This is a genomic window from Alsobacter sp. KACC 23698 (assembly GCF_045348435.1).
GTDB lineage: Bacteria > Pseudomonadota > Alphaproteobacteria > Rhizobiales > Beijerinckiaceae > Alsobacter.
Map to the genome: position 1 here is coordinate 3,352,360 of NZ_CP157484.1, position 22,452 is coordinate 3,374,811.

General features: G+C 69.9%; 23 protein-coding genes. 19 read left to right on the forward strand and 4 right to left on the reverse strand.

Annotation, left to right across the window (positions count from 1 at the left end; all coding sequences use genetic code 11):
* Window positions 1-64: 64 nt before the first annotated feature.
* Complete coding sequence (locus tag ABEG18_RS15935) at window positions 65-1,330, forward strand: aconitase X (RefSeq protein ID WP_406854031.1); 1,266 nt, start codon at window positions 65-67, stop codon at window positions 1,328-1,330.
* Window positions 1,321-1,743 carry an aconitase X swivel domain-containing protein gene (locus tag ABEG18_RS15940; RefSeq protein WP_406854032.1) on the forward strand — a complete coding sequence of 141 codons (423 nt, stop codon included), beginning with the start codon at window positions 1,321-1,323 and terminating at the stop codon, window positions 1,741-1,743. Before ABEG18_RS15935 ends, ABEG18_RS15940 begins: the two co-directional genes overlap by 10 nt.
* Before the next feature lie 3 nt (window positions 1,744-1,746).
* Here the strand turns inward: ABEG18_RS15940 and ABEG18_RS15945 are convergent, their stop codons facing one another.
* Together ABEG18_RS15945 and ABEG18_RS15950 are read right to left on the reverse strand one after the other, a co-directional pair.
* Entirely contained in the window at window positions 1,747-2,310 is a 564-nt protein-coding gene (locus ABEG18_RS15945) for a flavin reductase (protein ID WP_406854033.1), read from the reverse strand.
* A gap of 126 nt (window positions 2,311-2,436) precedes the next feature.
* The gene (locus tag ABEG18_RS15950; protein WP_406854034.1) at window positions 2,437-3,165 is read right to left on the reverse strand and encodes a GntR family transcriptional regulator; all 729 of its coding nucleotides are present in this window, start codon (window positions 3,163-3,165) and stop codon (window positions 2,437-2,439) included.
* Between the two features lie 81 nt (window positions 3,166-3,246).
* Here ABEG18_RS15950 and ABEG18_RS15955 point away from each other — a divergent pair, with 81 nt between their 5' ends.
* From ABEG18_RS15955 to ABEG18_RS16005, 11 genes are all read left to right on the forward strand, one after another.
* Complete coding sequence (locus ABEG18_RS15955; protein WP_406854035.1) at window positions 3,247-4,176, forward strand: dihydrodipicolinate synthase family protein; 930 nt, start codon at window positions 3,247-3,249, stop codon at window positions 4,174-4,176.
* Between the two features lie 144 nt (window positions 4,177-4,320).
* Window positions 4,321-5,553, forward strand: coding sequence for an FAD-binding oxidoreductase (locus ABEG18_RS15960; protein WP_406854036.1), 1,233 nt, complete (start codon window positions 4,321-4,323; stop codon window positions 5,551-5,553).
* 192 nt (window positions 5,554-5,745) lie between these two features.
* Window positions 5,746-6,759 (forward strand): 4-hydroxyproline epimerase, encoded by a 1,014-nt coding sequence (locus ABEG18_RS15965; protein ID WP_406854037.1) that lies wholly within the window; start codon window positions 5,746-5,748, stop codon window positions 6,757-6,759.
* A 317-nt stretch (window positions 6,760-7,076) separates the two neighbouring features.
* Complete coding sequence (locus ABEG18_RS15970; RefSeq protein WP_406854038.1) at window positions 7,077-7,991, forward strand: branched-chain amino acid ABC transporter permease; 915 nt, start codon at window positions 7,077-7,079, stop codon at window positions 7,989-7,991.
* A gap of 59 nt (window positions 7,992-8,050) precedes the next feature.
* Window positions 8,051-9,571, forward strand: a complete 1,521-nt coding sequence (livM, locus tag ABEG18_RS15975) for a high-affinity branched-chain amino acid ABC transporter permease LivM (protein WP_406858622.1) — start codon at window positions 8,051-8,053, stop codon at window positions 9,569-9,571.
* Complete coding sequence (locus ABEG18_RS15980; RefSeq protein WP_406854039.1) at window positions 9,571-10,488, forward strand: ABC transporter ATP-binding protein; 918 nt, start codon at window positions 9,571-9,573, stop codon at window positions 10,486-10,488. The genes livM and ABEG18_RS15980 overlap by 1 nt, the downstream gene beginning before the upstream one ends.
* On the forward strand, window positions 10,485-11,273 hold the full coding sequence (locus ABEG18_RS15985; protein ID WP_406854040.1) for an ABC transporter ATP-binding protein: 789 nt from the start codon (window positions 10,485-10,487) through the stop codon (window positions 11,271-11,273). The genes ABEG18_RS15980 and ABEG18_RS15985 overlap by 4 nt, the downstream gene beginning before the upstream one ends.
* A 68-nt stretch (window positions 11,274-11,341) precedes the next feature.
* Complete coding sequence (locus ABEG18_RS15990; RefSeq protein ID WP_406854041.1) at window positions 11,342-11,701, forward strand: DUF6867 family protein; 360 nt, start codon at window positions 11,342-11,344, stop codon at window positions 11,699-11,701.
* Window positions 11,702-11,840: 139 nt separating this feature from the next.
* Entirely contained in the window at window positions 11,841-12,959 is a 1,119-nt protein-coding gene (locus ABEG18_RS15995; protein ID WP_406854042.1) for a branched-chain amino acid ABC transporter substrate-binding protein, read from the forward strand.
* 229 nt (window positions 12,960-13,188) lie between these two features.
* On the forward strand, window positions 13,189-14,214 hold the full coding sequence (gene bmt / locus ABEG18_RS16000; RefSeq protein ID WP_406854043.1) for a betaine--homocysteine S-methyltransferase: 1,026 nt from the start codon (window positions 13,189-13,191) through the stop codon (window positions 14,212-14,214).
* A 7-nt stretch (window positions 14,215-14,221) separates the two neighbouring features.
* Window positions 14,222-14,695, forward strand: a complete 474-nt coding sequence (locus tag ABEG18_RS16005; RefSeq protein ID WP_406854044.1) for an N-acetyltransferase family protein — start codon at window positions 14,222-14,224, stop codon at window positions 14,693-14,695.
* A 14-nt stretch (window positions 14,696-14,709) separates the two neighbouring features.
* Here the strand turns inward: ABEG18_RS16005 and ABEG18_RS16010 are convergent, their stop codons facing one another.
* Window positions 14,710-15,438 carry a cytochrome c biogenesis CcdA family protein gene (locus ABEG18_RS16010; RefSeq protein WP_406854045.1) on the reverse strand — a complete coding sequence of 243 codons (729 nt, stop codon included), beginning with the start codon at window positions 15,436-15,438 and terminating at the stop codon, window positions 14,710-14,712.
* A 136-nt stretch (window positions 15,439-15,574) separates the two neighbouring features.
* Between ABEG18_RS16010 and ABEG18_RS16015 the strand changes: the two genes are divergently transcribed.
* Window positions 15,575-16,579, forward strand: coding sequence for a P1 family peptidase (locus tag ABEG18_RS16015; RefSeq protein ID WP_406854046.1), 1,005 nt, complete (start codon window positions 15,575-15,577; stop codon window positions 16,577-16,579).
* Window positions 16,580-16,591: 12 nt separating this feature from the next.
* Here ABEG18_RS16015 and ABEG18_RS16020 read toward each other — a convergent pair whose 3' ends face one another.
* On the reverse strand, window positions 16,592-17,833 hold the full coding sequence (locus ABEG18_RS16020) for an NAD(P)/FAD-dependent oxidoreductase (protein ID WP_406854047.1): 1,242 nt from the start codon (window positions 17,831-17,833) through the stop codon (window positions 16,592-16,594).
* Window positions 17,834-18,099: 266 nt separating this feature from the next.
* Between ABEG18_RS16020 and ABEG18_RS16025 the strand changes: the two genes are divergently transcribed.
* From ABEG18_RS16025 to purB, 5 genes are all read left to right on the forward strand, one after another.
* Window positions 18,100-19,074, forward strand: a complete 975-nt coding sequence (locus ABEG18_RS16025; RefSeq protein WP_406854048.1) for a hypothetical protein — start codon at window positions 18,100-18,102, stop codon at window positions 19,072-19,074.
* Window positions 19,075-19,166: 92 nt separating this feature from the next.
* The gene (locus ABEG18_RS16030) at window positions 19,167-19,847 is read left to right on the forward strand and encodes an EF-hand domain-containing protein (protein WP_406854049.1); all 681 of its coding nucleotides are present in this window, start codon (window positions 19,167-19,169) and stop codon (window positions 19,845-19,847) included.
* Between the two features lie 44 nt (window positions 19,848-19,891).
* Entirely contained in the window at window positions 19,892-20,569 is a 678-nt protein-coding gene (rpe, locus tag ABEG18_RS16035) for a ribulose-phosphate 3-epimerase (protein WP_406854050.1), read from the forward strand.
* A gap of 20 nt (window positions 20,570-20,589) precedes the next feature.
* The gene (locus tag ABEG18_RS16040) at window positions 20,590-21,033 is read left to right on the forward strand and encodes an N-acetyltransferase family protein (RefSeq protein ID WP_406854051.1); all 444 of its coding nucleotides are present in this window, start codon (window positions 20,590-20,592) and stop codon (window positions 21,031-21,033) included.
* A 23-nt stretch (window positions 21,034-21,056) separates the two neighbouring features.
* Window positions 21,057-22,364 (forward strand): adenylosuccinate lyase, encoded by a 1,308-nt coding sequence (gene purB, locus ABEG18_RS16045; protein WP_406854052.1) that lies wholly within the window; start codon window positions 21,057-21,059, stop codon window positions 22,362-22,364.
* Window positions 22,365-22,452: the final 88 nt, after the last annotated feature.

Genomic DNA, 22,452 nt, shown 5'->3' on the forward strand with positions numbered 1-22,452 from the left:
CGGATCAGACCATGTCCCGGACGCCGCCGCAATCGGGCCGAACGGACGCGAACGCAGGTGAGCCATGCTCGCGCTAACGCCGGAAGAACGGGCCGCCGCCGCCGGCGAACACGGCCGGGGACACGCCATCGCGATGCGGATCGTCGCGGAGGCGGCCCGCCTGATGGGCGCGCCGCGGCTCATCCCGGTCGCCTCCGCCCATATCGACGGGGCGCTCTATCACGGCGACTCGGGCACGCTCTTCGCCGAGGCCCTCGTCGCCGGCGAAGCGAAGACCGCCGTGAAGGCGACCCTCAATGTCGGCGCGCTGGATCTCGTCGGCTGCTCGCGGGTGCGCCTGCCGCCCCATGAGCGCGAGATGGCCCGTCGCATGATGCGCGCCTATGAGGCGATGGGCTGCGCCCCCACCTGGACATGCGCCCCCTACCAGGCGGGTCACAGGCCGGCCCTGGGCAGCGACGTGGCCTGGGGCGAGTCCAACGCCGTGGTGTTCTGCAACTCGGTGCTCGGCGCCCGCACCAACCGCTATGGCGACTTCCTCGACATCGCCTGCGCGATCACCGGCCGCGCGCCCGACTATGGCCTGCACCGCGCGGAGAACCGCCGCGCCACGGTGGTGATCGACGCGTCAGGCCTGTCGGCCGCCCTGCGCGCGTCCGACGTGTTCTGGCCCGTCTTCGGGACGTGGTATGGCCTGACGCTGGGCTCGGCCATCGGCGTCGTCGCGGGACTGGAGGGCTTCTCCAGCGAGGACCGGCTGAAGGCGCTGGGCGCCGCCGCGGCGTCGTCCGGCGGGGTCGGGCTGTTTCACATCGCCGGCGTCACCCCGGAGGCGCCCACCGTCGGGGCGGCGTGCGGCGGGGCGGAGGCCGCCCACTTGGCCGAGCGCGTCAGCGTGACGCCGGACATGATGCTGGCCGCCCAGGCGCGCCTGTCGACGGCCGGCCCCGGCGACGTCGTGGACGCCGTCGCCATCGGCAGCCCGCATCTCTCGCTCGACGAGGTGGAGGCGCTCGGCCTCTTCCTCGGAGGCCGGCGCATGAGCGTGCCCTTCTACGCCTGCACCGGGCGCCACGTGATCAAGGCCATCGAGGCGAGCGGCCTTCGCTCGGCGCTGGAGTCCCGCGGCGTCACCTTCGTGGCCGACACCTGCGTGGTGGTCACCCCCATCCTGGAGCGCGCCGAGGGCGTGCTGATGACTAATTCGGGCAAGTTCGCCCATTACGCGCCAGGCAACACAGGCCTCGCCGTCCAATATGGCTCGCTGGCCGACTGCGTGGAGAGCGCGGTCGCCGGCCGCCTCGTTCGGGAGGACGTGCTGTGGAGCTGAGTTGCGACGTGCTGCTGCCGGGCGACCAGGACCGCGACGCCGAGGGCGTCGTCCTGGCCCTTTCGGCCCCGATCAGCTTTTGGGGCGGCGTCGACCCGAAGACCGGCGACATCATCGACGCCCGCCATCCGCAGCGCGGCGAATGCGTTGCCGGCCGCGTGCTGGCGCTGCCCGGCACCATCGGCTCGTCCTCCGCCTCCGCGGTGCTGCTGGAACTGGTGCACGCCGGCAAGGCCCCGGCCGCCATTCTGATGACGGAGCCGGACGCGATCCTGCTGCTCGGCCTCGTGGTGGCGCGGGAGATGGGCTGGGCCACCCCGCCCGCGCTCCGCGTCGGCGCGCAGGACCAGCGCCGCATCGCCGACCGGCGGGTCGTGGTGGACCGGCAGGGCCGCCTCTCGCTGGCCGGGTGAGGCTCAGCCGCCGGTGACGGACCGGTAGGCGCGATCGAGATAGACGAGGCTCTCGCCGGCGGTCCCGATCCGGACCGCCTCGACCTCGCCGACCAGCACATGGTGGGTGGCGATATCGCGCACCTCCACCAGCCGGCAATCGAAGCTCGCCAGAGCGCCGTCGAGAAGCGGCGCGCCGGTCGCCAACGTCGTCCACACGCCGTGGCTGAAGCGCGCCTCGCCATGCAGGCCCGAGCGCCCGGCGAAGTCCTCGGCGAGCCCGGCCTGGTCGGCCGCCAGGGTGTTGACGCAGAACACGCCGTTGGCGACGAGGCGCGCCGCGGACGCGCTGGCGCGGTTGAGGCAGACGAGGAGCGTCGGCGGGGCGTCGGAGATCGAGGTCACCGCCGTGGCGGTGAAGCCGGTCCGGCCCGCCGGCCCGTCGGTGGCGATCACGTGCACAGCCGAGGCGATGCGGGCCATGCCGTCGCGATAGGCCTGCGAGCGCGCCGCGCCCGCGGCCTCTCGGGCGTTCACGGCTGGGGCGGCCATCTCGCCAGGCGACGGGGGACGCAAGGGTCGGGTCATTCGGCGAGCGCTCCGCAAGGTCCCAAGATAGGGTTCTGAGTCAGTCAAGGCAATGCACGCGCCAGTTGCAAAGCCGCCGGAAGGCCGCTCATCGTCCCAGAATGGCGCGAAGCCGGCCGCCGGGCGTCAGAGATCGGCCAGCGCCTGTTTCAACCCGTCCCGCACATGGGCGATGAGCGTGTCGGAGGCGCGCGCGGCGGCGTCGGCGTCCCCCGCCCCGATCGCGGCGGCGACGGCGGCGTGCTGGCGGGACGAGGCCACGAGGTCCCGTTCGCGCCGGAAATAGAACCAGCCCCGTCGCGCCATGGATTGCAGGGGCGCCAGCGCCCGCACGGCGAAGGGGTTGCCGGACGCCTCGCCCACGAGATGGTCGAAGCGCTGGTCGTGGCGCATGTAGTCGGCGGGATCGCCGCGTTCGGCCGCCGCCAGCATCGCGCCCGCCGCCTCCACCAGGGCGTCGCGCTGTTGCGGGGTCGCCCGCCGGGCCGCCGCGGCGGCGATGACGCGCTCCAGCGCCGCGCGGGCGTCGAGCGCCAGCAGCACGTCGAGCGGGTTGATGGCCGCCACCGCCATGCCCTTGCGGGGGAAAACCGTCAGCAATCCGTCCGCGACGAGGCGCTGAACCGCCTCGCGCACCGGCGTGCGGCCGAGCCCGATGCGGGCCGCCAGGTCCTGCTCGGTCAAGCGCGCGCCGGGCGCCAGCGCCAGCCGGACGATCTGGTCCTCGATGATGCGGTAGGCCCGGTCGGCGAGGGTCTCGGTCTCCGCTCCGGACAGGCAGGGACCTGCCGGAGCGGCGCCCCGCGCCTCCCAGACATCGCTCTCGACCCTGTCCGCTTGCGCTGCGTCCGACACCCGGCTTCCCCTGCCCGCTTGACCCCTCTGCGGTGATATATTACGCATATACGACGTCAGCCGGCAACCCAGGAGAGCACCATGTCCGAGAGCGCGAAGGTTTGGAAAGGCGTCTTCCCCGCCGTCACCACCAAGTTCACCGCGGACGACCGCCTCGACATCGCCGAGATGGAGCGCTCCTTCGCCCTGCAGCTCGACGCCGGCGTGCACGGGATCATCGTCTGCGGCTCGCTGGGCGAGGCCTCCACGCTGGAGCCGGATGAGAAGGTCGACGTTCTCAAGACCGCGATCCGGGTCGCCAAGGGCCGCGTCCCCGTGCTGCTGACGGTGGTGGAGGGCTCCACCCGGCGCGCCCAGGCTCTGGCCGAGGCGGGCGCGAAGGCCGGCGCCGAGGGCTTCATGATCCTGCCCGGCGTGCCCTACCGCTCCGACGCCCGCGAGACGATGGCCCACTACCGCTCCGTCGCGAAGGCCGGCGGCCTGCCGGTGATGATCTACAACAACCCCGTCAGCTACGGCGTCGACATCACGCCGGCCATGCTGGGCGAGCTCGCCGCCGATCCGCTCTTCGTCGCCGTCAAGGAATCCTCCGACGACGTCCGTCGCGTGACCCAGATCTTCAACGCTGTCGGCGATCGGTTCCAGATCTTCACCGGCGTCGACAACCTCGCGCTGGAGAGCCTCGCCGTTGGGGCCGTGGGCTGGGTCGCGGGCCTTGTCTGCGCCTTCCCGGCCGAGACGGTGGCGATCTACGAGCTGATGCGCCAGGGCCGCCTGGCCGAGGCGGTCGCGATCTACCGCTGGTTCCAGCCGCTGCTGGACCTCGACGTCTCCTCCAAGCTCGTCCAGAACATCAAGCTGGTCGAGCAGCTGGCGGCCGGCTCGAACGACCGCTGCCGCGCCCCGCGCATGTCGCTCGTCGGCGACGAGCGCGCACGGGTCGAGGCCATCGTCGCCAAGGCGCTGGCCAACCGCCCGAAGCTGCCGGCCGCCAAGCTCGCCGCGGAGTAACGGGCGAGGCGTAACCCCTGATCCGGCCTCGCTGCGCTCGGCTGCCATCACCCCGCGCCGGGGAGAAGGGAACGCCCGGCGCCGCGGCCGCCATGGGCCCCCTCTCTCTGCGCCGGGGAGAGGGCAAAACCATCGGGATCGTCCATGAAGATCACCGTCATCGGAGCCGGGCTCGTGGGCCTCGCCAGCGCGCACGCGCTGGCGGCCGAGGGGCATCGCGTCACGGTGGTCGACCGCGAGGGACCGGCAGCGGGCGCCTCGCAGGGCAATGCGGGCTGGCTGGCGCACACCGACATCGACCCCATCGCGTCGCCCAAGATGCTGCGCCGGGCGCCGGGATTTCTCCTCGATCCGCTCGGGCCGCTCGCCATCCGGCCGAGCTACCTCCTCCCCCTCCTGCCCTGGCTGACGCGCCTCGTCTGGGCCTCGCGGCCCGAGAACCTCGCCCGCTCGGTCGAGTCGCTGGTGGAGCTGCAGCGGCTGGCCATGCCGGCCTGGACCAGGCTTTCGGGCGATCTTGGGCTGGAGGCGCTCATCCACCGCCGCGGCGGGCTGTTCGTATTCGACGACGAAGGCGCCTTCGTGCGGGCCAAGGCGCATTTCCGCAAGCAGCGGGATCTCGGCATCGCCTGCCAGCTGCTGGACGCCGCCGAGGCGCGGCGCTTGGAGCCGGCGCTCTCCGACCGGATCGTGGCCGCCGCCTTCTTCCCGGACGCCGCCCATGTGAGCGACCCCCGCGAGGTCACGCAGGCGCTCTTCGACGCCGCCCTGCAGCGCGGCGTCGCGTTTCAAAGGGCCGACATCGTTTCCCTGGAGGCCGGCCCGCCGGCGCGCATGGCCACCCGGGCCGGGGACGCGCTGACCGCCGACAGGATCGTGCTGGCGGCCGGCGCCTGGTCGAAGCCCCTCGCCGCCTCCCTGGGCGACGCCGTGCCGCTCGACACCGAACGCGGCTACAATGTCAGCTTTCCCGGCGTCACGGGGCTCCTCGCCCGCCCGGTGTCCTTCGACGGCCAGGGGTTCGTGGCGACCCCGCTCGACAGCGGGCTTCGCATCGGCGGCGCTGTGGAGCTGGGCGGGCTGTCCCTGCCGCCCAACCACGCCCGCACCCGGGCGCTGCACGCCAAGGCCACGCGCTTCCTGCGCGACGTCCCGCCCTTCGAGAGCGGCTCCGTCTGGATGGGATTCAGGCCCTCGATCCCGGATTCGCTGCCCGTCATCGGCCGGGCGCGCGCCACCGCGGACGTGATCTACGCCTTCGGTCACGGTCACTACGGCCTGACCCAGTCGGCCGCCACCGGCGCCCTCGTGGCCGACCTCGTCGCCGGCCGCACCCCCCAGATCGACCTTGCGCGCTTCAGCCCGCAGCGGTTTTGATGGGACCTGAAGCAAAGCCCTGACGCAGCACGATGCTCTTCGCCTGAAAACCGGGGGGGGCGCTCATCGAAGTCCCCTCATCCTGAGGAGCCCTGCCCAGCAGGGCGTCTCGACGGATGAGGGGGTTGTTGGACGCCTCCGATCATCGCACCTTCAAGTTGAATCAGAACTCCACCACTCGGAACCAACCTCATGGCGAGCCATACGTTTTTCTGCGTCGACGGCCACACCTGCGGCAACCCGGTGCGCCTCGTCGCCGGCGGAGGCCCGCGGCTCGAGGGCGCCACAATGGTGGAGAAACGGGCCCATTTCCTGGCCGAGTTCGACTGGGTCCGCACCGGGCTCATGTTCGAGCCGCGGGGCCACGACATGATGTCGGGCGCGATCCTCTACCCGCCCACCCGCGCCGACTGCGACATCGCCTTCCTGTTCATCGAGACGTCGGGCTGCCTGCCGATGTGCGGCCACGGCACCATCGGCACGGTCACGATGGCGCTGGAGCGCGGGCTCGTCACGCCGCGCGAACCCGGCGTGCTGCGCATCGACACGCCGGCAGGCCTCGTGGAGGCCCGCTACGTCCAGAACGGCCCCTATGTAGACAGCGTGCGCATCACCAACGTGCCGTCCTTCCTGCATTCGCGCCAGATCTCGGCCGAGGTCGAGGGCCTTGGCGAGCTCACCGTGGACGTGGCCTATGGGGGCAACTTCTACGCCATCGTGGAGCCGCAGCCGAACTTCCCGGGCCTGGAGCATGTCGACCCTTCCGACATCCTGCGCTGGAGCCCGAAGGTGAGGGCGGCTTTCCGGGCGCGCTACGACTTCGTGCATCCCGAGAACCCGGCCATCAACGGCCTCTCGCACGTGCTGTGGGCCGGAACGCCCTCCGCCGACGCGCACGCCCGCAACGCGGTGTTCTACGGCGACAAGGCCATCGACCGCTCGCCCTGCGGCACCGGCACGTCCGCCCGCATGGCCCAGTGGGCGGCCCTCGGCCGGCTCAAGGTCGGCGACGACTTCATCCACGAATCGATCATCGGCACCGTCTTCAACGGACGGGTTGAGAAGGCCGTGAAAGTGGGAGGGTTCGACGCCATCGTGCCCTCCATCGAGGGCTGGGCCCGGATGACCGGCTACAACACCATCTTCATCGACGACCGCGACCCCCTGGCGCACGGCTTCCAGGTGATGGACCGTGAGCCTGGCTGAGCCGACAGGCGCGGATGTCGCCCGGCATGCCAGCCGTGCGCGGGGCTCATGGACGGCGCCGGCTCCGCACTCCGTTGCGCACAACGCGCCGGGGCGCGCATCGTGCGGCGAAAAGCGCTGCTATCCCCTGTCATTTTGGCGGTTTATGCTTTTTGTCGGGTTTGTGACGGGTGATGATTGTAGCGTCGGCGGGGCCTTGATAAGACTTTGATCAGACTGAATGCGGGTTCCGGGCACGCGCCTTGCTTGCGGGACCCCGCCGCCTTCGACAGCGCCGTCAGAGCGTGGAAGGCGAATGAGGGGAGTGGCGTTTCGACATGGAAGTTTTTCTCCAGCAGCTCATCAACGGGCTGACGCTGGGGTCCATCTACGGGCTGATCGCGATCGGCTACACGATGGTCTTCGGCATCATCGGCATGGTGAACTTCGCCCATGGCGACGTGTTCATGGTCGGCGGCTTCATCGCCCTCATTTTGTTCATGGTGTTCACGGCCTGGCTCGGCGTCGCGGTGGTGCCCGCGCTGTTCCTGGTGCTGATCCTCGGCATGGCGCTGACCGGCCTGTGGAACTGGACCATCGAGCGCGTCGCATACCGGCCGCTGCGAGGCTCCTTCCGCCTGGCGCCGCTGATCTCCGCCATCGGGATGTCGATCTTCCTGTCCAACTTCGTCCAGGTGGTCCAGGGGCCGCGTAACAAGCCGCTGCCGCCGATGATCCAGGGCAACTTCACCCTCATGGGCGAGGGCTCCACCACGGTGGTGCTCGCCTACAAGCAGATCGTCATCATGATCATCACGGTGGCGCTGCTCGCCGTGTTCTGGTGGCTGGTGCAGAAGACCCCGCTCGGCCGCGCCCAGCGCGCCTGCGAGCAGGACCGCAAGATGGCGGCGCTGCTCGGCATCGACGTCGACCGCACCATCTCGCTGACCTTCGTGATCGGCGCGGCGCTCGCCGCCGTCGCGGGCGTCATGTACCTCATGTATTACGGCGTGGTGAACTTCTCCGACGGCTTCGTGCCGGGCGTGAAGGCCTTCACGGCGGCGGTGCTGGGCGGCATCGGCTCGCTCCCCGGCGCGGTGCTGGGCGGGCTGCTGATCGGCCTCATCGAGACCATGTGGTCGGCCTATTTCACCATCGACTACAAGGACGTGGCGGCGTTCTCGATCCTCGCCATCACGCTGATCTTCCTGCCGACCGGCATCCTCGGCCGTCCTGAAGTCGAGAAGGTCTGAGCATGACCGCCACCATCGACACAGGAGTCCCCCAGACCCAGGTCCCGGCCAAGCCGGCCATGGGCCTGATGATGCGGGCCACCCGCGAGGCCGGGTTCGCGGCCGTCGTCATGCTCGGCCTCTCGGTGCCCATCCTGGCGCTGCGCACCGAGCAGAACATGGCCAACGAGCTGGTCCTGGCGCCGCGCTGGAACTGGGTCTTCCTCGCCTGCGTGGCGGTGTTCCTGGCCCGCTTCGTCCAGATCTACTTCATCAACAAGCTCACCAAGACGCTGCTGATCCTGGGCTGCCTGACGCTGCTCGGCGGGCTCGGCCGCGCCGTCAACGCCGCCTTCGACGGCTTCGCCGCGACGGTCTTCTCCATCGGCGTGCTGCTGCTCCTGCTCGGCCTCCTGTGGGAGCGCCGCGTCGAGACCCAGGGCGTCACCTCGCCCCTTTCCGCGCAGACCCGCGCCAGGATCTCGGCGCTGTCGCGCTATGTGGGCCCGGTCGCGCTCGGCTTCATCGCCGTCTACCCGATGATGACGCTGGCGCTCGTCGGCCCCGGCGGCTCGATCAAGTGGATCGACAATTTCGGCATCCAGATCCTCATCTACATCATGCTGGGCTGGGGCCTGAACATCGTGGTGGGCCTCGCCGGCCTGCTCGATCTCGGCTACGTCGCCTTCTACGCGGTGGGCGCCTACAGCTACGCGCTCATCGCCACCAAGGTGATCCCCGAGACGCTGCCGGCGCTGGGCGTCTGGTCGTTCTGGATCTGCCTTCCCATCTCCGGGCTGCTCGCCGCGCTGTGGGGCATCATCCTGGGCTTCCCGGTCCTGCGGCTGCGCGGCGACTACCTCGCCATCGTGACGCTGGCCTTCGGCGAGATCATCCGCCTCGTCCTGATCAACTGGGTGGACTTCTCCAACGGCTATGCCGGCCTGTCCTCCATCCCGCGCCCGAGCTTCTTCGGGGTGCCGTTCAACGCCAACGACGACGGCTTCGCGGCGCTGTTCGGGCTGGAGTTCAGTCCGATCTACCGGACCATCTTCCTCTACTACGTCATCCTGTGCCTGGCGCTGCTGACCGCCTATGTGACGCTCAGGCTGCGCCGCCTGCCCGTCGGGCGCGCCTGGGAGGCGCTGCGCGAGGATGAGATCGCCTGCCGCTCGCTGGGCATCAACACCACCAACACGAAGCTGACCGCCTTCGCGCTCGGCGCCATGTTCGGCGGCTTCGCGGGCTGCTTCTTCGCCGCGCGCCAGGGCTTCATCAGCCCGGAAAGCTTCACCTTCATCGAATCCGCGCAGGTGCTGGCGATCGTGGTGCTGGGCGGGACCGGCAGCCTCGTCGGCGTGGTGATCTCCTCCATTGCGCTCGTGGGCGGCTTTGAGATCCTGCGCGAGCTGGACTTCCTGAAGCAGATCTTCGGCGAGAGCTTCGATCCCACCCAGTACCGCACGCTGCTCTTCGGGCTCGCCATGGTGCTGATCATGCTCTGGAAGCCCCGCGGCCTCGTCTCCACCCGAGAGCCGACCGCCTTCCTCAAGGAGCGCCGAAGCGTTTCGAGCTCCCTCGTGAAGGAGGGCCACGGCTGATGTCGTCCGCGATCTCCTCTCCCTCCTCCGCCGCCTCCCCGGCCGCGCTGCTCCAGGTCGATCACCTCACGATGCGCTTCGGCGGCCTCGTGGCGATCAACGACCTCAGCTTCCAGGCGCGGCGCGGCGACATCACCGCCCTGATCGGCCCCAACGGGGCCGGCAAGACCACCGTGTTCAACTGCATCACGGGCTTCTACAAGCCGACCGAGGGCATGATCACCCTCACCCATCCGGACGGCTCCAACTACCTGCTGGAGCGGCTGCCGGACTTCCGCATCAACTGGAAGGCCAAGGTCGCCCGCACCTTCCAGAACATCCGCCTGTTCCAGGGCATGACGGTGCTGGAGAACCTGCTCGTGGCGCAGCACAACCCGCTGATGATCGCCTCCGGGATGACCATCCTGGGCGTGCTCGGGGTCGGCGGCTACAAGGCGCGCGAGAAGGAGGCGATCGAGCGGGCCAAATACTGGCTCGACAAGATCGACCTCACCGACCGGGCCGACGACGCCGCCGGCGAACTGCCCTACGGCGCGCAGCGGCGCCTCGAGATCGCCCGCGCCATGTGCACGGACCCGGTGCTGCTGTGCCTCGACGAGCCCGCCGCCGGCCTGAACCCGCGTGAGAGCCTGGAGCTCAACGCGCTGTTGCGCTCGATCCGCACCGATCACGACACCTCCGTGCTGCTGATCGAGCACGACATGTCGGTGGTGATGCAGATCTCCGACCATGTCGTCGTGCTCGACTACGGCACCAAGATCGCCGACGGCTCGCCCAAGGAGATCCAGAACGACCCGAAGGTCATCGCCGCCTATCTGGGCGTCGAGGACGAGGAGGTCGAGGAGGTGGAGGCGGAAGTCGAAGTGGTGGCCGAACAGGTGGTGGCCGAGCAGGCCGGCGCGGAGCACACACGATGAGCACTCTCGCGCAAGCCCCCGTCCAGGCGCCGGGCCAGGGTTCGGCGGCGACGCCCGCCCCCGGCCAGCCGCTGCTGGCGATCCGCGGCGTGAAGACCTTCTACGGCAACATCATCGCCCTGAAGGGCGTCGACCTCGACGTCAACCAGGGCGAGATCGTCACGCTGATCGGCGCGAACGGCGCCGGCAAGTCGACCCTGATGATGACGATCTTCGGCAGCCCGAGGGCGCGCGAGGGCCGCATCACATTCGCCGGGCAGGACATCACGTCCATGCCGACGCACGAGATCGCGCGCCTGCGGATCTCGCAGTCTCCCGAAGGCCGGCGCGTGTTCCCGCGCATGACGGTCTACGAGAACCTGCAGATGGGCGCGTCGATCAACAACTTCGCCCATTTCGACGAAGACCTGGCGCGCATGTATACGCTGTTCCCGCGCCTCAAGGAGCGCATCGGCCAGCGCGGCGGCACCCTCTCGGGCGGCGAGCAGCAGATGCTGGCCATCGCCCGCGCCCTGATGGCCCGCCCCAAGCTGCTGCTGCTCGACGAGCCCTCGCTGGGCCTCGCGCCCCTCATCGTCAAGCAGATCTTCGACGCTATCCGCGAGCTGAACCGCCAGGAAGGCCTCACTGTGTTCCTGGTCGAGCAGAACGCCTATCACGCGCTGAAGCTCGCCCATCGCGGCTACGTCATGGTCAACGGCCTCGTGACGATGTCGGGCACGGGCCGCGAGCTCCTGGCCGACCCGCAGGTTCGCGCCGCCTATCTGGAGGGCGGCGGCCACTGAACGGCCGAAGCGCCGCTCGCCAACCCGTCCTCCGCCGCTCCGGCGAACACGCTCCATCCGAGGAAAGCATGCAAGGCGTCCTCTACGAAGAAAGCTCCATCGGGCTCTTCCTCCTCGTCTCCATCGTCATGGGCGGCGCGGCCGCCTGGGCGTCCGGCAAGTCCATCGCGCAGACATGGCGTCCGGCCTGGATGGTGGTCCCCTACATGCTGATTTTGGGCATGGCGGTGCGCTTCATTCACTTCGCGCTGTTCGAGGGCACGCTCCTCTCCGGCCACTACTATGTGGTCGACACGCTGATCCTCCTGGCCGCCGGAGCGCTCGGCTTCCGCTACAAGCGGACGCAGCAGATGACGACCCAGTATCGCTGGCTCTACGAGAAGACGGGCCCCTTCTCGTGGCGTGAGCGAAGCCCTGCCGCCGTTTGAAGAAAGGCCCCGAAAGGCCTGAAAAACGCTTTGCTTTTCGGATGACTCGCACTGGAAAAGGCGCAATGATCCGCCTTCCTCGTGAGGATAATCCGGGAAACCGGGTCCTGCGGGACCATACGACCAGAGGGGAAGTTCAATGAAGAAACTGCTGTTGACCGGCATTGCGCTCAGCGCGGTGATGGCCTTTTCGGGCGTCGCCAGCGCCCAGATCAAGATGGGCGTCGCGGGTCCGATCACCGGTCCGAACGCGGCGTTCGGAGCTCAGCTGAAGAACGGCGTGGAGCAGGCCATCGAGGACATCAACGCCAAGGGCGGCATCCTCGGCCAGAAGATCACGCTGTCCACCGGCGACGACGTGTCCGACCCCAAGCAGGGCGTGTCCGTGGCGAACAAGTTCGTCGGCGACGGCGTGAAGTTCGTGGTCGGCCACTTCAACTCGGGCGTCACCAACCCGGCTTCGGACGTCTATCAGGAGAACGGCATCCTGATGGTGACCCCGTCGGCCACCAACCCGAAGATCACCGAGAAGGGCATGTGGAACGTGTTCCGCACCTGCGGTCGTGACGACCAGCAGGGCGCCGTCGCGGCCGAGTACATCGCCAAGAACCTGAAGGGCAAGAAGGTCGCCGTCGTTCACGACAAGACCACCTACGGCCAGGGTCTCGCCGACGAGACCAAGAAGGCGATGAACAAGGCCGGCGTGAAGGAGGTCCTCTACGAGGGCGTCAACACCGGTGAGAAGGACTACTCGGCCCTCGTCTCCAAGATCAAGTCGGCCGGCGCCGACATCGTCTATTGGGGCGGCCTGCACACCGAAGGCGGCCTGATCGTGCGCCAGATGCGCGACCAGGGCGTCAAGGCGGTGCTGATGTCCGGCGACGGCATCACCTCCGACGAGTTCGCCACGATCGGCGGCCCGGGCGTCGAAGGCACCCTGATGACCTTCCCGCCGGACCCGCGCAACCGTCCGGAAGCCAAGGACGTCGTCAAGAAGTTCGAGGCCAAGAAGTTCAACCCCGAGGCCTACACGCTCTACAGCTACGCTGCGGTGCAGATCATCGCCGCCGCCGCCGAGCAGGCGAAGTCTCTCGACCCCAAGAAGGTCGCCGAAGCCATGCACTCCGGCAAGGCGTTCAAGACGGTCATCGGCGACATCGCCTACGACAAGAAGGGCGACATCACCCGTCCGGACTACACGATGTATGTCTGGAAGAAGGGCGCCGACGGCAAGATCTCCTACGCCGAGATGAAGTAAGGCGCAGCCTCACGGCTGACCGGAAGGGCGCCCCTCGCGGGCGCCCTTTTCGTTTCGGAAGGCGCGAGAACGGCTGGGCCAGGCGCACCGGGCCGCCCCTCGCGCCTGGCGGCGAAGTCTGTACGGGTCGGAGCGTTCCTCAAACCACCCGTAACGTCCGTTTTGAAAAACCCTGCCGCAGTGCTAAGGGAGGGGTCGCGTTCGCAGCGCCACGCGATGAAGGCCCACGATGTCCGATCTCCTGTCCCGTCTCCTCGGCGAACGCCGCATTCTCCTGGCCGACGGCGCGACCGGCACAAATTACTTCGACATGGGCCTGATGTCGGGCGAGGCGCCCGAGAGCTGGCTCCTGGAGAAGCCCGAGAAGGTCGCCGACCTCCACAGGCGCTTCGTCGAGGCCGGCTCCGACATCGTCCTGACCAACAGCTTCGGGGCCAACAGCTTCCGGCTGAAGCTGCACGGCCTGCAGGACCAGGCGGCCGAGCTCAACCGCATCGCGGCGTCGATCGCCCGCAAGGTCGCCGACGAGGCCGGGCGGACCGTCGTGGTGGCGGGATCGATCGGACCCACGGGCGAGCTGTTCGAGCCCCTCGGCGCGCTCACCATGGCGAGCGCCGTCGCCGCCTTCGCCGACCAGGCGCGCGGCCTGAAGGCCGGCGGCGCCGACGTCGCATGGATCGAGACGATGTCGGCTCCCGAGGAGCTCGAGGCCGCCGCGCGCGGCGCCATCGAGGCGGACCTTCCCTACGTGTTCACCGCGAGCTTCGACACCGCCGGCCGCACCATGATGGGCATGACGCCCGAGGCGCTGGCCGAACTCGCCCAGGGTCTGCCCCGCAAGCCCGTCGCCTATGGGGCCAATTGCGGCATCGGCCCCGGAGACCTCGTCGCCTCCGTCCTGGCCATGAGCGGCGCGGCCCCGAGCGACATCCTGGTCGCCAAGGGCAATTGCGGCATTCCGGTGCTGCACGGCGACCACGTCCATTATGGCGGCACGCCCGAGCTGATGGCGCAATACGCCAGGCTCGCGGTCGCCTCCGGCGCGCGCATCGTGGGCGGCTGCTGCGGCACCTCGCCCGCCCACATCGCGGCGATGCGCGGCGCCATCGATGCGCTCCAGGCGTCCCCCGCGACGCCCTTGGGGCGGCCCAGCATCGAGGACGTCGAGGCGAGCCTCGGCCCCATCACCCGGCCCAAGAGCGGGGCCGGCCGGGCCCGCTCGGGCCGTCGCGGCCGCGAAGGCGACGCGGCCTGAGCCGCCGATGACGCCGTCGCTGCGCATCCGGCGCGCCGTCCTGGCCGACCTGCCCGCCCTCGTGGCGCTGCTCGCCGACGACGCGCTCGGCGCCGCGCGCGAGCGCCCTGGCGACCCCCGATACGCCGCCGCCTTCGCGGCGATCGATCGCGATCCCAACCAGCTCCTGGCGGTCGCGCTCGGCGACGCCGGCGAGCCGATCGGCTGCCTGCAGCTCAGCTTCATCCCCGGGCTGTCGCGGCGCGGCGCCTGGCGCGGCCAGATCGAGAGCGTCCGCATCGCCGCCTCCCACCGGGGCGGCGGACTGGGCCGCCAGATGTTCGACTGGGCCATCCAGGAGTGCCGGTCGCGCGGCTGCGGCCTCATGCAGCTCACCACCGACAAGGCCCGGCCCGACGCCATGCGCTTCTACGAAAGGCTCGGCTTCAAGGCCAGCCACGAGGGCATGAAGCTGGACCTGGGCGAGCACCCGGCGGGCTGAACGCGCGGCGCGCTCTAGCCGAGCCGCCCCAGCGCCGGGAAGGTCTCCAGCAGCCAGAACGAGATCTGCGTGAAGGAGCCCGTCAGGAAGGCGACGCCCGTCGCCACCAGCAGCACGCCCATGGCCTTCTCCACCACCCCCATGCGGCGGCGGAACCGGCGCATGAAATGCGCGAACGGGCCCAGCGCCATGGCGGCGAGAAGGAACGGGATGCCGAGGCCGGCCGAATAGAACGCCAGCAGCGTCGCGCCGCGCAGCACCGTGTCCTCCGAGCCGGCGACCGCCAGGATGGCGGCCAGCACGGGCCCGATGCAGGGCGTCCAGCCGAAGGCGAAGGCGAGTCCCATCACATAGGCGCCCCACAGGCCCACCGGCTTCTCCACCTTCACGCGCGCCTCGCGATACAGCATCGTGAGCCGGAACACGCCGAGGAAGTGCAGCCCCATCAGCACGATGGCCCCGCCGGCCACCAGGGAGAGCGTCTGCGAATATTGCCGGATGACCTGCCCGAGCACCGAGGCCGTGGCGCCCAGCGCGACGAACACCGTGGCGAAGCCGAGCACGAAGAGGCAGGACGCCAGCATGACGTCGCGCTTGGCCGCCTTCTCGCCCTCCTCGGCGAGGTCCTCGATGGTGGTCCCGGCCATGAAGCACAAATAGGGGGGCACCAGCGGAAGCACGCAGGGACTGAGGAAGCTGAGGAGGCCCGCGGCGACCGCGGCCGGGTATGTGACGTCCGCCATGGCGCTGTGGTAGCGGCTTCGCGCCTGCAGGCCAAGCCTCCGCAGGGGCGCGGCGGATCCGCCCCGATAGCAATGTCGCGAGCGGCGCCCCCGGGGACGTCTTGCGCCCGGCCGCGTTCGCCGCGACAAATGCGGGATGCTGAACCTCATCACCGACGTGCCCGGCGTCCTCGTCGGCCAGGCGGACGATCCGGCCCGCGCCACCGGCGTCACGGTCGTCCTGTTCGAGGCGCCCGCGGCGGCCAGCGTCGCCATCCAGGGCGGCGGGCCGGGGACGCGCGACACCGCCCTCCTCGACCCCGAGATGACGGTGGAGAAGATCGACGCCGTCGTGCTCTCGGGCGGCTCGGCCTTCGGGCTCGACGCGGCCGGCGGCGTCCAGGCGGTGCTGGCCGAGCGCGGGCGCGGCTTTCGCATCCGCGACCTCACGGTCCCGATCGTGCCGCAGGCCATCCTGTTCGATCTCGCCAATGGCGGCGACAAGGCCTGGGGCCGCAAGCCGCCCTATTTCGATCTCGGCATGGCGGCCTGCGAGGCCGCCTCGGACCGTTTCGCGCTGGGCACCGCCGGCGCGGGCTACGGAGCCGCCACCGCGAACATGAAGGGCGGGCTCGGTTCGGCCAGCGCCGTCACGCCGTCGGGCTTCATTGTCGGCGCGGTGGTCGCGGTGAACGCCGTCGGCAGCGTCATGATCGGGGACGGCCCGCATTTCTGGGCCGCCCCCTATGAGCGCGGCGGCGAGTTCGGCGGCCTCGGCCAGCCCATGCGCGTGCCGCCCGAGGCGCTGGAGCCGCGGCTGAAGGGCGGCCCGGGCGAGAACACCACGATCGCGCTCGTCGCCTGCGACGCCGACCTCACCAAGGCGCAGTGCAAGCGCGTCGCCGTGGCGGCGCATGACGGCCTCGCCCGCGCGATCCGGCCTGCCCATACGCCGCTCGACGGCGACCTCGTCTTCGCCGCCGCGACCGGCCGGCGGCCGCTGGCGGATCCCGTCTATGGCCTGAACGAGATCGCCGTCGCCGCCGCCGACTGCCTGGCCCGGGCGGTCGCGCGGGCCGTGTTCGAGGCCGTCGCGCTCCCCTTCCCGGGCGCGCGTCCGGCCTGGCGGGACCGATTCGGCCGCATCATGGTCACGCCCTGACGGCGCCAGGCCTCAGTGGAAGCGGCCGGCCCTGTACGGCTCAGGATTGGTGAACGGGGTCTCGCCCGCGATCATCTCGGCCAGCAGGCGGCCCGTGACGGCCGACAGCGTCAGCCCGTGATGGGCGTGGCCGAAATCGAACCAGAGTCCCTTGTGGCGCGGCGCCTCTCCGACGATCGGGAGCATGTCGGGCGTGCAGGGCCGCGAGCCCATCCACGGATGGGCGTCCACCGCCTCGCCGAGCGGAAACAGCGCGCGGGCGCGCGGCTCGGTGCGCTGGATCTGCACCGGGCTCGGCGGCGCGTCGCGGTCGGCGAACTCGGCGCCCGTGGTCAGGCGGATGCCGCGCGCCATCGGGGCGAGCACATAGCCGTTGTCCGCGTCCAGCAGCGTGTGGTTGAGGACCGCATTGCCTTCCGGGCGGTAATGCAGGTGATAGCCCCGCTTCACCGCGAGCGGCAGGTCGTAGCCCAGCGGCTTGAAGACGATGTCCGACCACGGGCCCAGCGCCACGACGACGTTGCGGGCGTGCAGGACGCCCGATTCCGTCTTGATGGTCCAGCCTTCGCCATCCTGCTGCAGCGAGCGGGCGTCGCCGGCCAGGAAGGAGCCGCCGCGGCTCTCCAGCAGGTGCAGATAGGCGCGCGAGAGGGCGCCGGGATCCGACACGCAGGCCGGATCCTTGAAATGGATGGCCCCGAAGGCCGTCTCCTTGATGTGCGGCTCGCGCTCGCGCAGGCCCGCCGCGTTCAGGAACTCGAAGCTGAGCCCGAAGGGGGTCAGCCGCTTGGCGTCCTCCATGGCGGCCCTGTACTTGGCTTCGCCCCGGAACATCTTGATCCAGCCGGTGCGCCGGATGAGAGCCTCGGAGCCGGAGGCCTCGATCAGCGGCTCGTGCTCGGAAAGGCACCGCTCGATCAGCGGCAGCGACGCCCGCATGGCGGCCAGATGGCCGGCCGGAGAGGAGTTCCACCAGTAGCGCGCCAGCCACGGCGCGATCTTGGGCAGATAGGAGAGGTGGTAATAGGCTTCGGGCGTGTTGTTCAGGCCGTATTTGATCAGGTCCGACAGCTTGCGCGGGAACGCGTAGGGAAAGATCGACGCGCGCTCGATGATGCCCGCATTGCCGAAGCTCGTGCCCTCGCCGGCCGCGCGGCGGTCCACGAGAGCGACGGAACGCCCCTTTTCCTGGATTTTCAGGGCTGCGCCGAGACCCACGATCCCTGCGCCCAACACTGCCACGTCGCGCTGCATTGCTCTTTCAACCGCCCCATGCTCGATTGCCGCGTGAACGATACAGGTTCGCGCGCCGGCGCGTCACGTCGCCCGTCCTCCTCGGACGAGCAAGGAACGCGCCGCCCCCAAGGTCATGACATAGAATATTCTTCGTTGCAGGAAATGCCTCATTCGCCGCAGATCCTACGACGTTCCGCAACTCTGAAGCGTCGATGTTCCGCAAAGCGGTCAAAAGACGCTCTCCCGAAAGCGCAGCCTCCTGGCTTGAGGAAAGCACCTCCCCCATGCCCTCCGCCCTCGCCGCGCTCTCCCGCGCCCTCGCCGCCATGGGCCGCTACGGGACGCTGGGCTTCGCCGTTTCCATCTTCGTCGGTCTGGCGCTTCCGGGCCTCGCCTCCACGATGCGGCCGGTGCTGCCCGTCTCGATCTTCTGCTTCGTCACGCTGACCTTCGCCCGGGCCGACTTCGCCGGCGTGCGGCGCGCCCTCGCCCAGCCCGGCCGGCTCGGCGTTTGCTGGGCGTGGATCACCGCGGCCCCGCCCCTCCTGGTTCTCGCCTGCCTGGCGCTGGTCGGGCGCGGGACCGTCGATCCCGGCCTGCTCCTCGGCCTCGCTCTGGTCGCCGCCTCGCCGCCCCTGATGGGCTTTGCGGCCTACACGTCCCTGCTCGGGATGGACAACAGCGTCCCTATCGCGCTCTTGGTCCTCACCATGGCGGTGACGCCGCTGGTCTCGCCGCCGCTCGCGACCCTCGTGGCCGGCAGCGTCGTGCCGATCGATCCCGCGGTGCTGGGCTTTCGCCTGCTCTGGCTGCTGGGCGGCAGCTTCATCGGCGCCTTCGTGCTGCGCCGGGCGCTCGGCTACGCCCGCCTGAACGCGCTCAAGCACCAGTTCGACGGCCTGTTCGTGATCCTCTACCTCGTCTTCGCCATCGCGGCGATGGACGGCGTCATCGCGGCCGCGGTCGCGTCGCCCGGCAAGGTGGCGCTCTATCTTCTGGTCGCCACGGCGAGCTGCGTGCTGGGGCTGGCCGTCACCATGCTGGCGCTGCGCCGGCTCGGCCGCGCCGACGCCTTCGTGCTCGGGCTGGGCTCCGGCATGCGCAACACCGGCCTGCTCATCATCGCCATGGGGGCCGCCTGCCCGCCCGACGCCTACCTGTTCTTCTCGCTGCTGCAGTTCCCGATCTACTGCGCGCCGCTGGCCGTGGCCCCGCTGGCGCGCCTCGTCCGAAAGACGCCCTCGCCCGGGACCGCCTGACCTCGCGGCTCTGGCGCCGCCCTTGCGAGACAGGGCCGAGAGGCCGGCCCGCATCATGACCCGCGAGGGGGGCCAGCGAGAGAGGTTCAGCCATGACGATCCCCGCTTTGGCGGTTTCCGGAGCCGCAAACGCCCTGTCCAGCCTGATGGACGCGTTCAAGTCGCACAAAAAGGGCCATTCCAGGCACGAAACCTCCGCCACGTCCCAGACGGACGCGACCGGGCAGAATCTGCCGACCGGCAGCGCCGGCCAGGGCGGTTTCGACCCCGCCCTGCTGATGTCGAAGGTCGACGGCGACTCCAGCGGCTCGGTCTCCAAGGACGAGTTCTCCAGCTTCCTGCAGTCGCTCGACAAGTCGACCGGCGGCCTGATCGGGATCCAGGCGCAGGCCTCCGGCGGCACGACGCAGAGCGTCGCCGCGTCCCTGTTCGGCAAGCTCGACGCCGACGGCGACGGCTCCCTGTCGCAGGCCGAACTCGCCGCCGTGAACGACGGCCGCGGCCCGCCGCCGCCGCGCGCCAACGGGTCTTTGGCCGACCAGCTGATGGCGAGCTTCGACTCCAACGGCGATGGCGCCATCAGCAAGGACGAGATCTCCGCCGCGCTCGACGCGTCCCGCACGCAGAACGAGCGCCGCAAGAGCATGGCGGGCGCGTCCCAGCCCAGCCTCGAGGCGCTGGCGCTGCGCGCCGTCCAGGCCTATGGCCGCACGTTGTCGCAGACCGGCGCGACGACGGCCGCGACAACGGCGCCCACGGCGGCGTCCGCCTGAACCGCGCCATTGCCTGACGCCGCCGGCGGTGATACCGCCGACGGATGACGAAGCCGCTCCTGATCGCTCCCTCGATCCTCGCCTCCGACTTCTCCCGCCTCGGCGAGGAGGTCCGCGACGTCGTCGCCGCGGGCGCCGACTGGATCCACCTCGACGTGATGGACGGGCATTTCGTGCCCAACATCACCTTCGGCCCGGACGTGATCCGGTCGCTGCGCCGCCACACCGACAAGGTGTTCGACGCGCACCTGATGATCGCCCCCGCAGAGCCCTATCTCGACGCCTTCTGCCGGGCCGGCTGCGACATCGTCACCGTGCACGCCGAGGCCGGGCCGCATCTCCATCGCTCGCTGCAGGCCATCCGCAATCACGGCAAGAAGGCCGGCGTCTCCATCAACCCGGCGACGCCCGAGAGCGTGCTCGAATACGTGCTGCCGCATCTCGACCTCATCCTGCTGATGACCGTGAACCCCGGCTTCGGCGGCCAGGCCTTCATTCCCGAGATCGTCGAGAAGGTCCGCCGCGTGAAGGCCCTGGTGGGCGACCGGCCGATCCACATCGAGATCGACGGCGGCGTCACGGTCGACACCGCCCCGCTGGTCACCGAAGCCGGCGCGGATGTGCTGGTCGCGGGCTCGGCCGTGTTCAAGGGCGGCACGCCGCAAGCCTACGCGGCCAACATCGCGGCCATCCGGACCGCTGTAGGCGGGACGCAGGGCTGACCGACTGGAAGGACCGGACCATGGCGATCGAGATCCGCCCCCTGAGTGAGCAGGATCGTTCCGGCTGGGAGCGCCTTTACGAGGGCTACGCCCAATTCTACAAGGTCGTGCAGACGCCCGAGATGCGCGCCCGCGTCTGGGGCTGGATCATGGACCCTGCGCACGAGGTCGGCGGCCTTGCGGCGCTCGACGCTGGGCGCTTGGTGGGGCTGGCGCATTATCGCCCGTTCCCGCGGCCGCTTTCGGCGACGACCGGCGGCTTCCTGGATGACCTGTTCGTCGACCCGCAGGCCAGGGGCTCAGGGGCCGCATCCGCGCTGATCGCGCAGCTGAAGCGACTCGGCCAAGAGCGCGGCTGGTCCGTGATCCGCTGGATCACCGCCGAAGACAATGATCGCGCCCGCGCGCTCTATGATCGCGTGGCCGAGCGCACCCGGTGGGTGACCTACGACATCAAGCTCTGACGCGCACCCGAAAGGACCGCCGCATGATCCCGCGCTATAGCCGCCCCGAGATGGTGGCCATCTGGTCGCCCGAGACCCGCTTCCGCATCTGGTTCGAGATCGAGGCGCATGCCTGTGACGCGCTGGCGGAGCTGGGCGTGATCCCCCGGGAAGCCGCGAAGACGATCTGGGAAAAGGGCGGCGCGGCCGTTTTCGACGTCGAGAAGATCGACGCGATCGAGCGCGAGGTGAAGCACGACGTCATCGCCTTCCTGACGCATCTGGGCGAGTTCGTCGGCCCGGACGCGCGCTTCATCCATCAGGGCATGACGTCCTCGGACGTGCTCGACACCTGCCTGGCCGTCCAGATGGCCCGCGCCTCCGACCTCCTGATCGCCGACATCGACGCGCTGCTGGCGGCCCTGAAGCGCCGAGCGTTCGAGCACAAGATGACGCCCACCATCGGCCGCTCGCACGGCATCCACGCCGAGCCGGTGACCTTCGGCCTCAAACTGGCCGAGGCCTACGCGGAATTCAGCCGCGCCCGCGAGCGCCTGGTTTTCGCCCGCCGCGAGATCGCCACCTGCGCCATCTCGGGCGCCGTCGGCACCTTCGCGAACATCGACCCGCGCGTGGAGGAGCACGTCGCCAAGGCCATGGGGCTCGCCGTGGAGCCGGTCTCCACGCAGGTGATCCCGCGCGATCGGCACGCCATGTTCTTCGCCACGCTGGGCGTGGTGGCGTCCTCCATCGAGCGCCTCGCCATCGAGGTGCGCCACCTGCAGCGCTCCGAGGTGCTGGAGGCCGAGGAGTATTTCTCCGAGGGCCAGAAGGGCTCCTCCGCCATGCCGCACAAGCGCAACCCGGTGCTCACCGAGAACCTCACGGGCCTCGCCCGCATGGTGCGCGCCTACGCCCTGCCCGCCATGGAGAACGTGGCGCTCTGGCACGAGCGCGACATCTCGCATTCCTCCGTGGAGCGGATGATCGGCCCCGACGCCACCGTGACGCTGGATTTCGCGCTGGCCCGCCTCACCGGCGTGGTCGACAAGCTGCTGGTCTACCCGGAGAACATGCAGAAGAACCTCGACCGCCTCGGCGGGCTGGTCCACTCCCAGCGCGTGCTGCTGGCGCTCACGCAAAAAGGCGTCTCCCGCGAGGACGCCTACCGGCTGGTGCAGCGCAACGCGATGCCGGTCTGGCGCGGCCAGGGCGACTTCCTCACCTTGCTCAAGGCCGACCCGGACGTGTCCAAGGCGCTCAGCCCGCAGGAACTCGAGGAGAAATTCGACCTCGGCTACCACCTGAAGCACGTGGATACGATTTTCCGGCGCGTGTTCGGCGAGGCGTAGGGCGCCCGTCCCTCCCCTTCTGGGGAGGGGGGACCGCCGAAGGCGGTGGGTGGGGAAATGTCGTGCGTGAGGCTGAAAGGCCCCACCC

Coding starts and splice junctions, on each gene's coding strand:
- ABEG18_RS16020 (WP_406854047.1), bottom strand. CDS start 17,833: ATGCAGCGCGACGTGGCAGTGTTGGGCGCAGGGATCGTGGGTCTCGGC.
- ABEG18_RS15965 (WP_406854037.1), top strand. CDS start 5,746: ATGGCGAGCCATACGTTTTTCTGCGTCGACGGCCACACCTGCGGCAAC.
- ABEG18_RS15995 (WP_406854042.1), top strand. CDS start 11,841: ATGAAGAAACTGCTGTTGACCGGCATTGCGCTCAGCGCGGTGATGGCC.
- ABEG18_RS16015 (WP_406854046.1), top strand. CDS start 15,575: ATGCTGAACCTCATCACCGACGTGCCCGGCGTCCTCGTCGGCCAGGCG.
- ABEG18_RS16040 (WP_406854051.1), top strand. CDS start 20,590: ATGGCGATCGAGATCCGCCCCCTGAGTGAGCAGGATCGTTCCGGCTGG.
- ABEG18_RS15945 (WP_406854033.1), bottom strand. CDS start 2,310: ATGACCCGACCCTTGCGTCCCCCGTCGCCTGGCGAGATGGCCGCCCCA.
- ABEG18_RS16005 (WP_406854044.1), top strand. CDS start 14,222: ATGACGCCGTCGCTGCGCATCCGGCGCGCCGTCCTGGCCGACCTGCCC.
- ABEG18_RS16030 (WP_406854049.1), top strand. CDS start 19,167: ATGACGATCCCCGCTTTGGCGGTTTCCGGAGCCGCAAACGCCCTGTCC.
- ABEG18_RS15970 (WP_406854038.1), top strand. CDS start 7,077: ATGGAAGTTTTTCTCCAGCAGCTCATCAACGGGCTGACGCTGGGGTCC.
- ABEG18_RS16010 (WP_406854045.1), bottom strand. CDS start 15,438: ATGGCGGACGTCACATACCCGGCCGCGGTCGCCGCGGGCCTCCTCAGC.
- bmt (WP_406854043.1), top strand. CDS start 13,189: ATGTCCGATCTCCTGTCCCGTCTCCTCGGCGAACGCCGCATTCTCCTG.
- ABEG18_RS15960 (WP_406854036.1), top strand. CDS start 4,321: ATGAAGATCACCGTCATCGGAGCCGGGCTCGTGGGCCTCGCCAGCGCG.
- ABEG18_RS15990 (WP_406854041.1), top strand. CDS start 11,342: ATGCAAGGCGTCCTCTACGAAGAAAGCTCCATCGGGCTCTTCCTCCTC.
- ABEG18_RS15935 (WP_406854031.1), top strand. CDS start 65: ATGCTCGCGCTAACGCCGGAAGAACGGGCCGCCGCCGCCGGCGAACAC.
- ABEG18_RS15955 (WP_406854035.1), top strand. CDS start 3,247: ATGTCCGAGAGCGCGAAGGTTTGGAAAGGCGTCTTCCCCGCCGTCACC.
- purB (WP_406854052.1), top strand. CDS start 21,057: ATGATCCCGCGCTATAGCCGCCCCGAGATGGTGGCCATCTGGTCGCCC.
- ABEG18_RS16025 (WP_406854048.1), top strand. CDS start 18,100: ATGCCCTCCGCCCTCGCCGCGCTCTCCCGCGCCCTCGCCGCCATGGGC.
- livM (WP_406858622.1), top strand. CDS start 8,051: ATGGGCCTGATGATGCGGGCCACCCGCGAGGCCGGGTTCGCGGCCGTC.
- ABEG18_RS15985 (WP_406854040.1), top strand. CDS start 10,485: ATGAGCACTCTCGCGCAAGCCCCCGTCCAGGCGCCGGGCCAGGGTTCG.
- ABEG18_RS15980 (WP_406854039.1), top strand. CDS start 9,571: ATGTCGTCCGCGATCTCCTCTCCCTCCTCCGCCGCCTCCCCGGCCGCG.
- rpe (WP_406854050.1), top strand. CDS start 19,892: ATGACGAAGCCGCTCCTGATCGCTCCCTCGATCCTCGCCTCCGACTTC.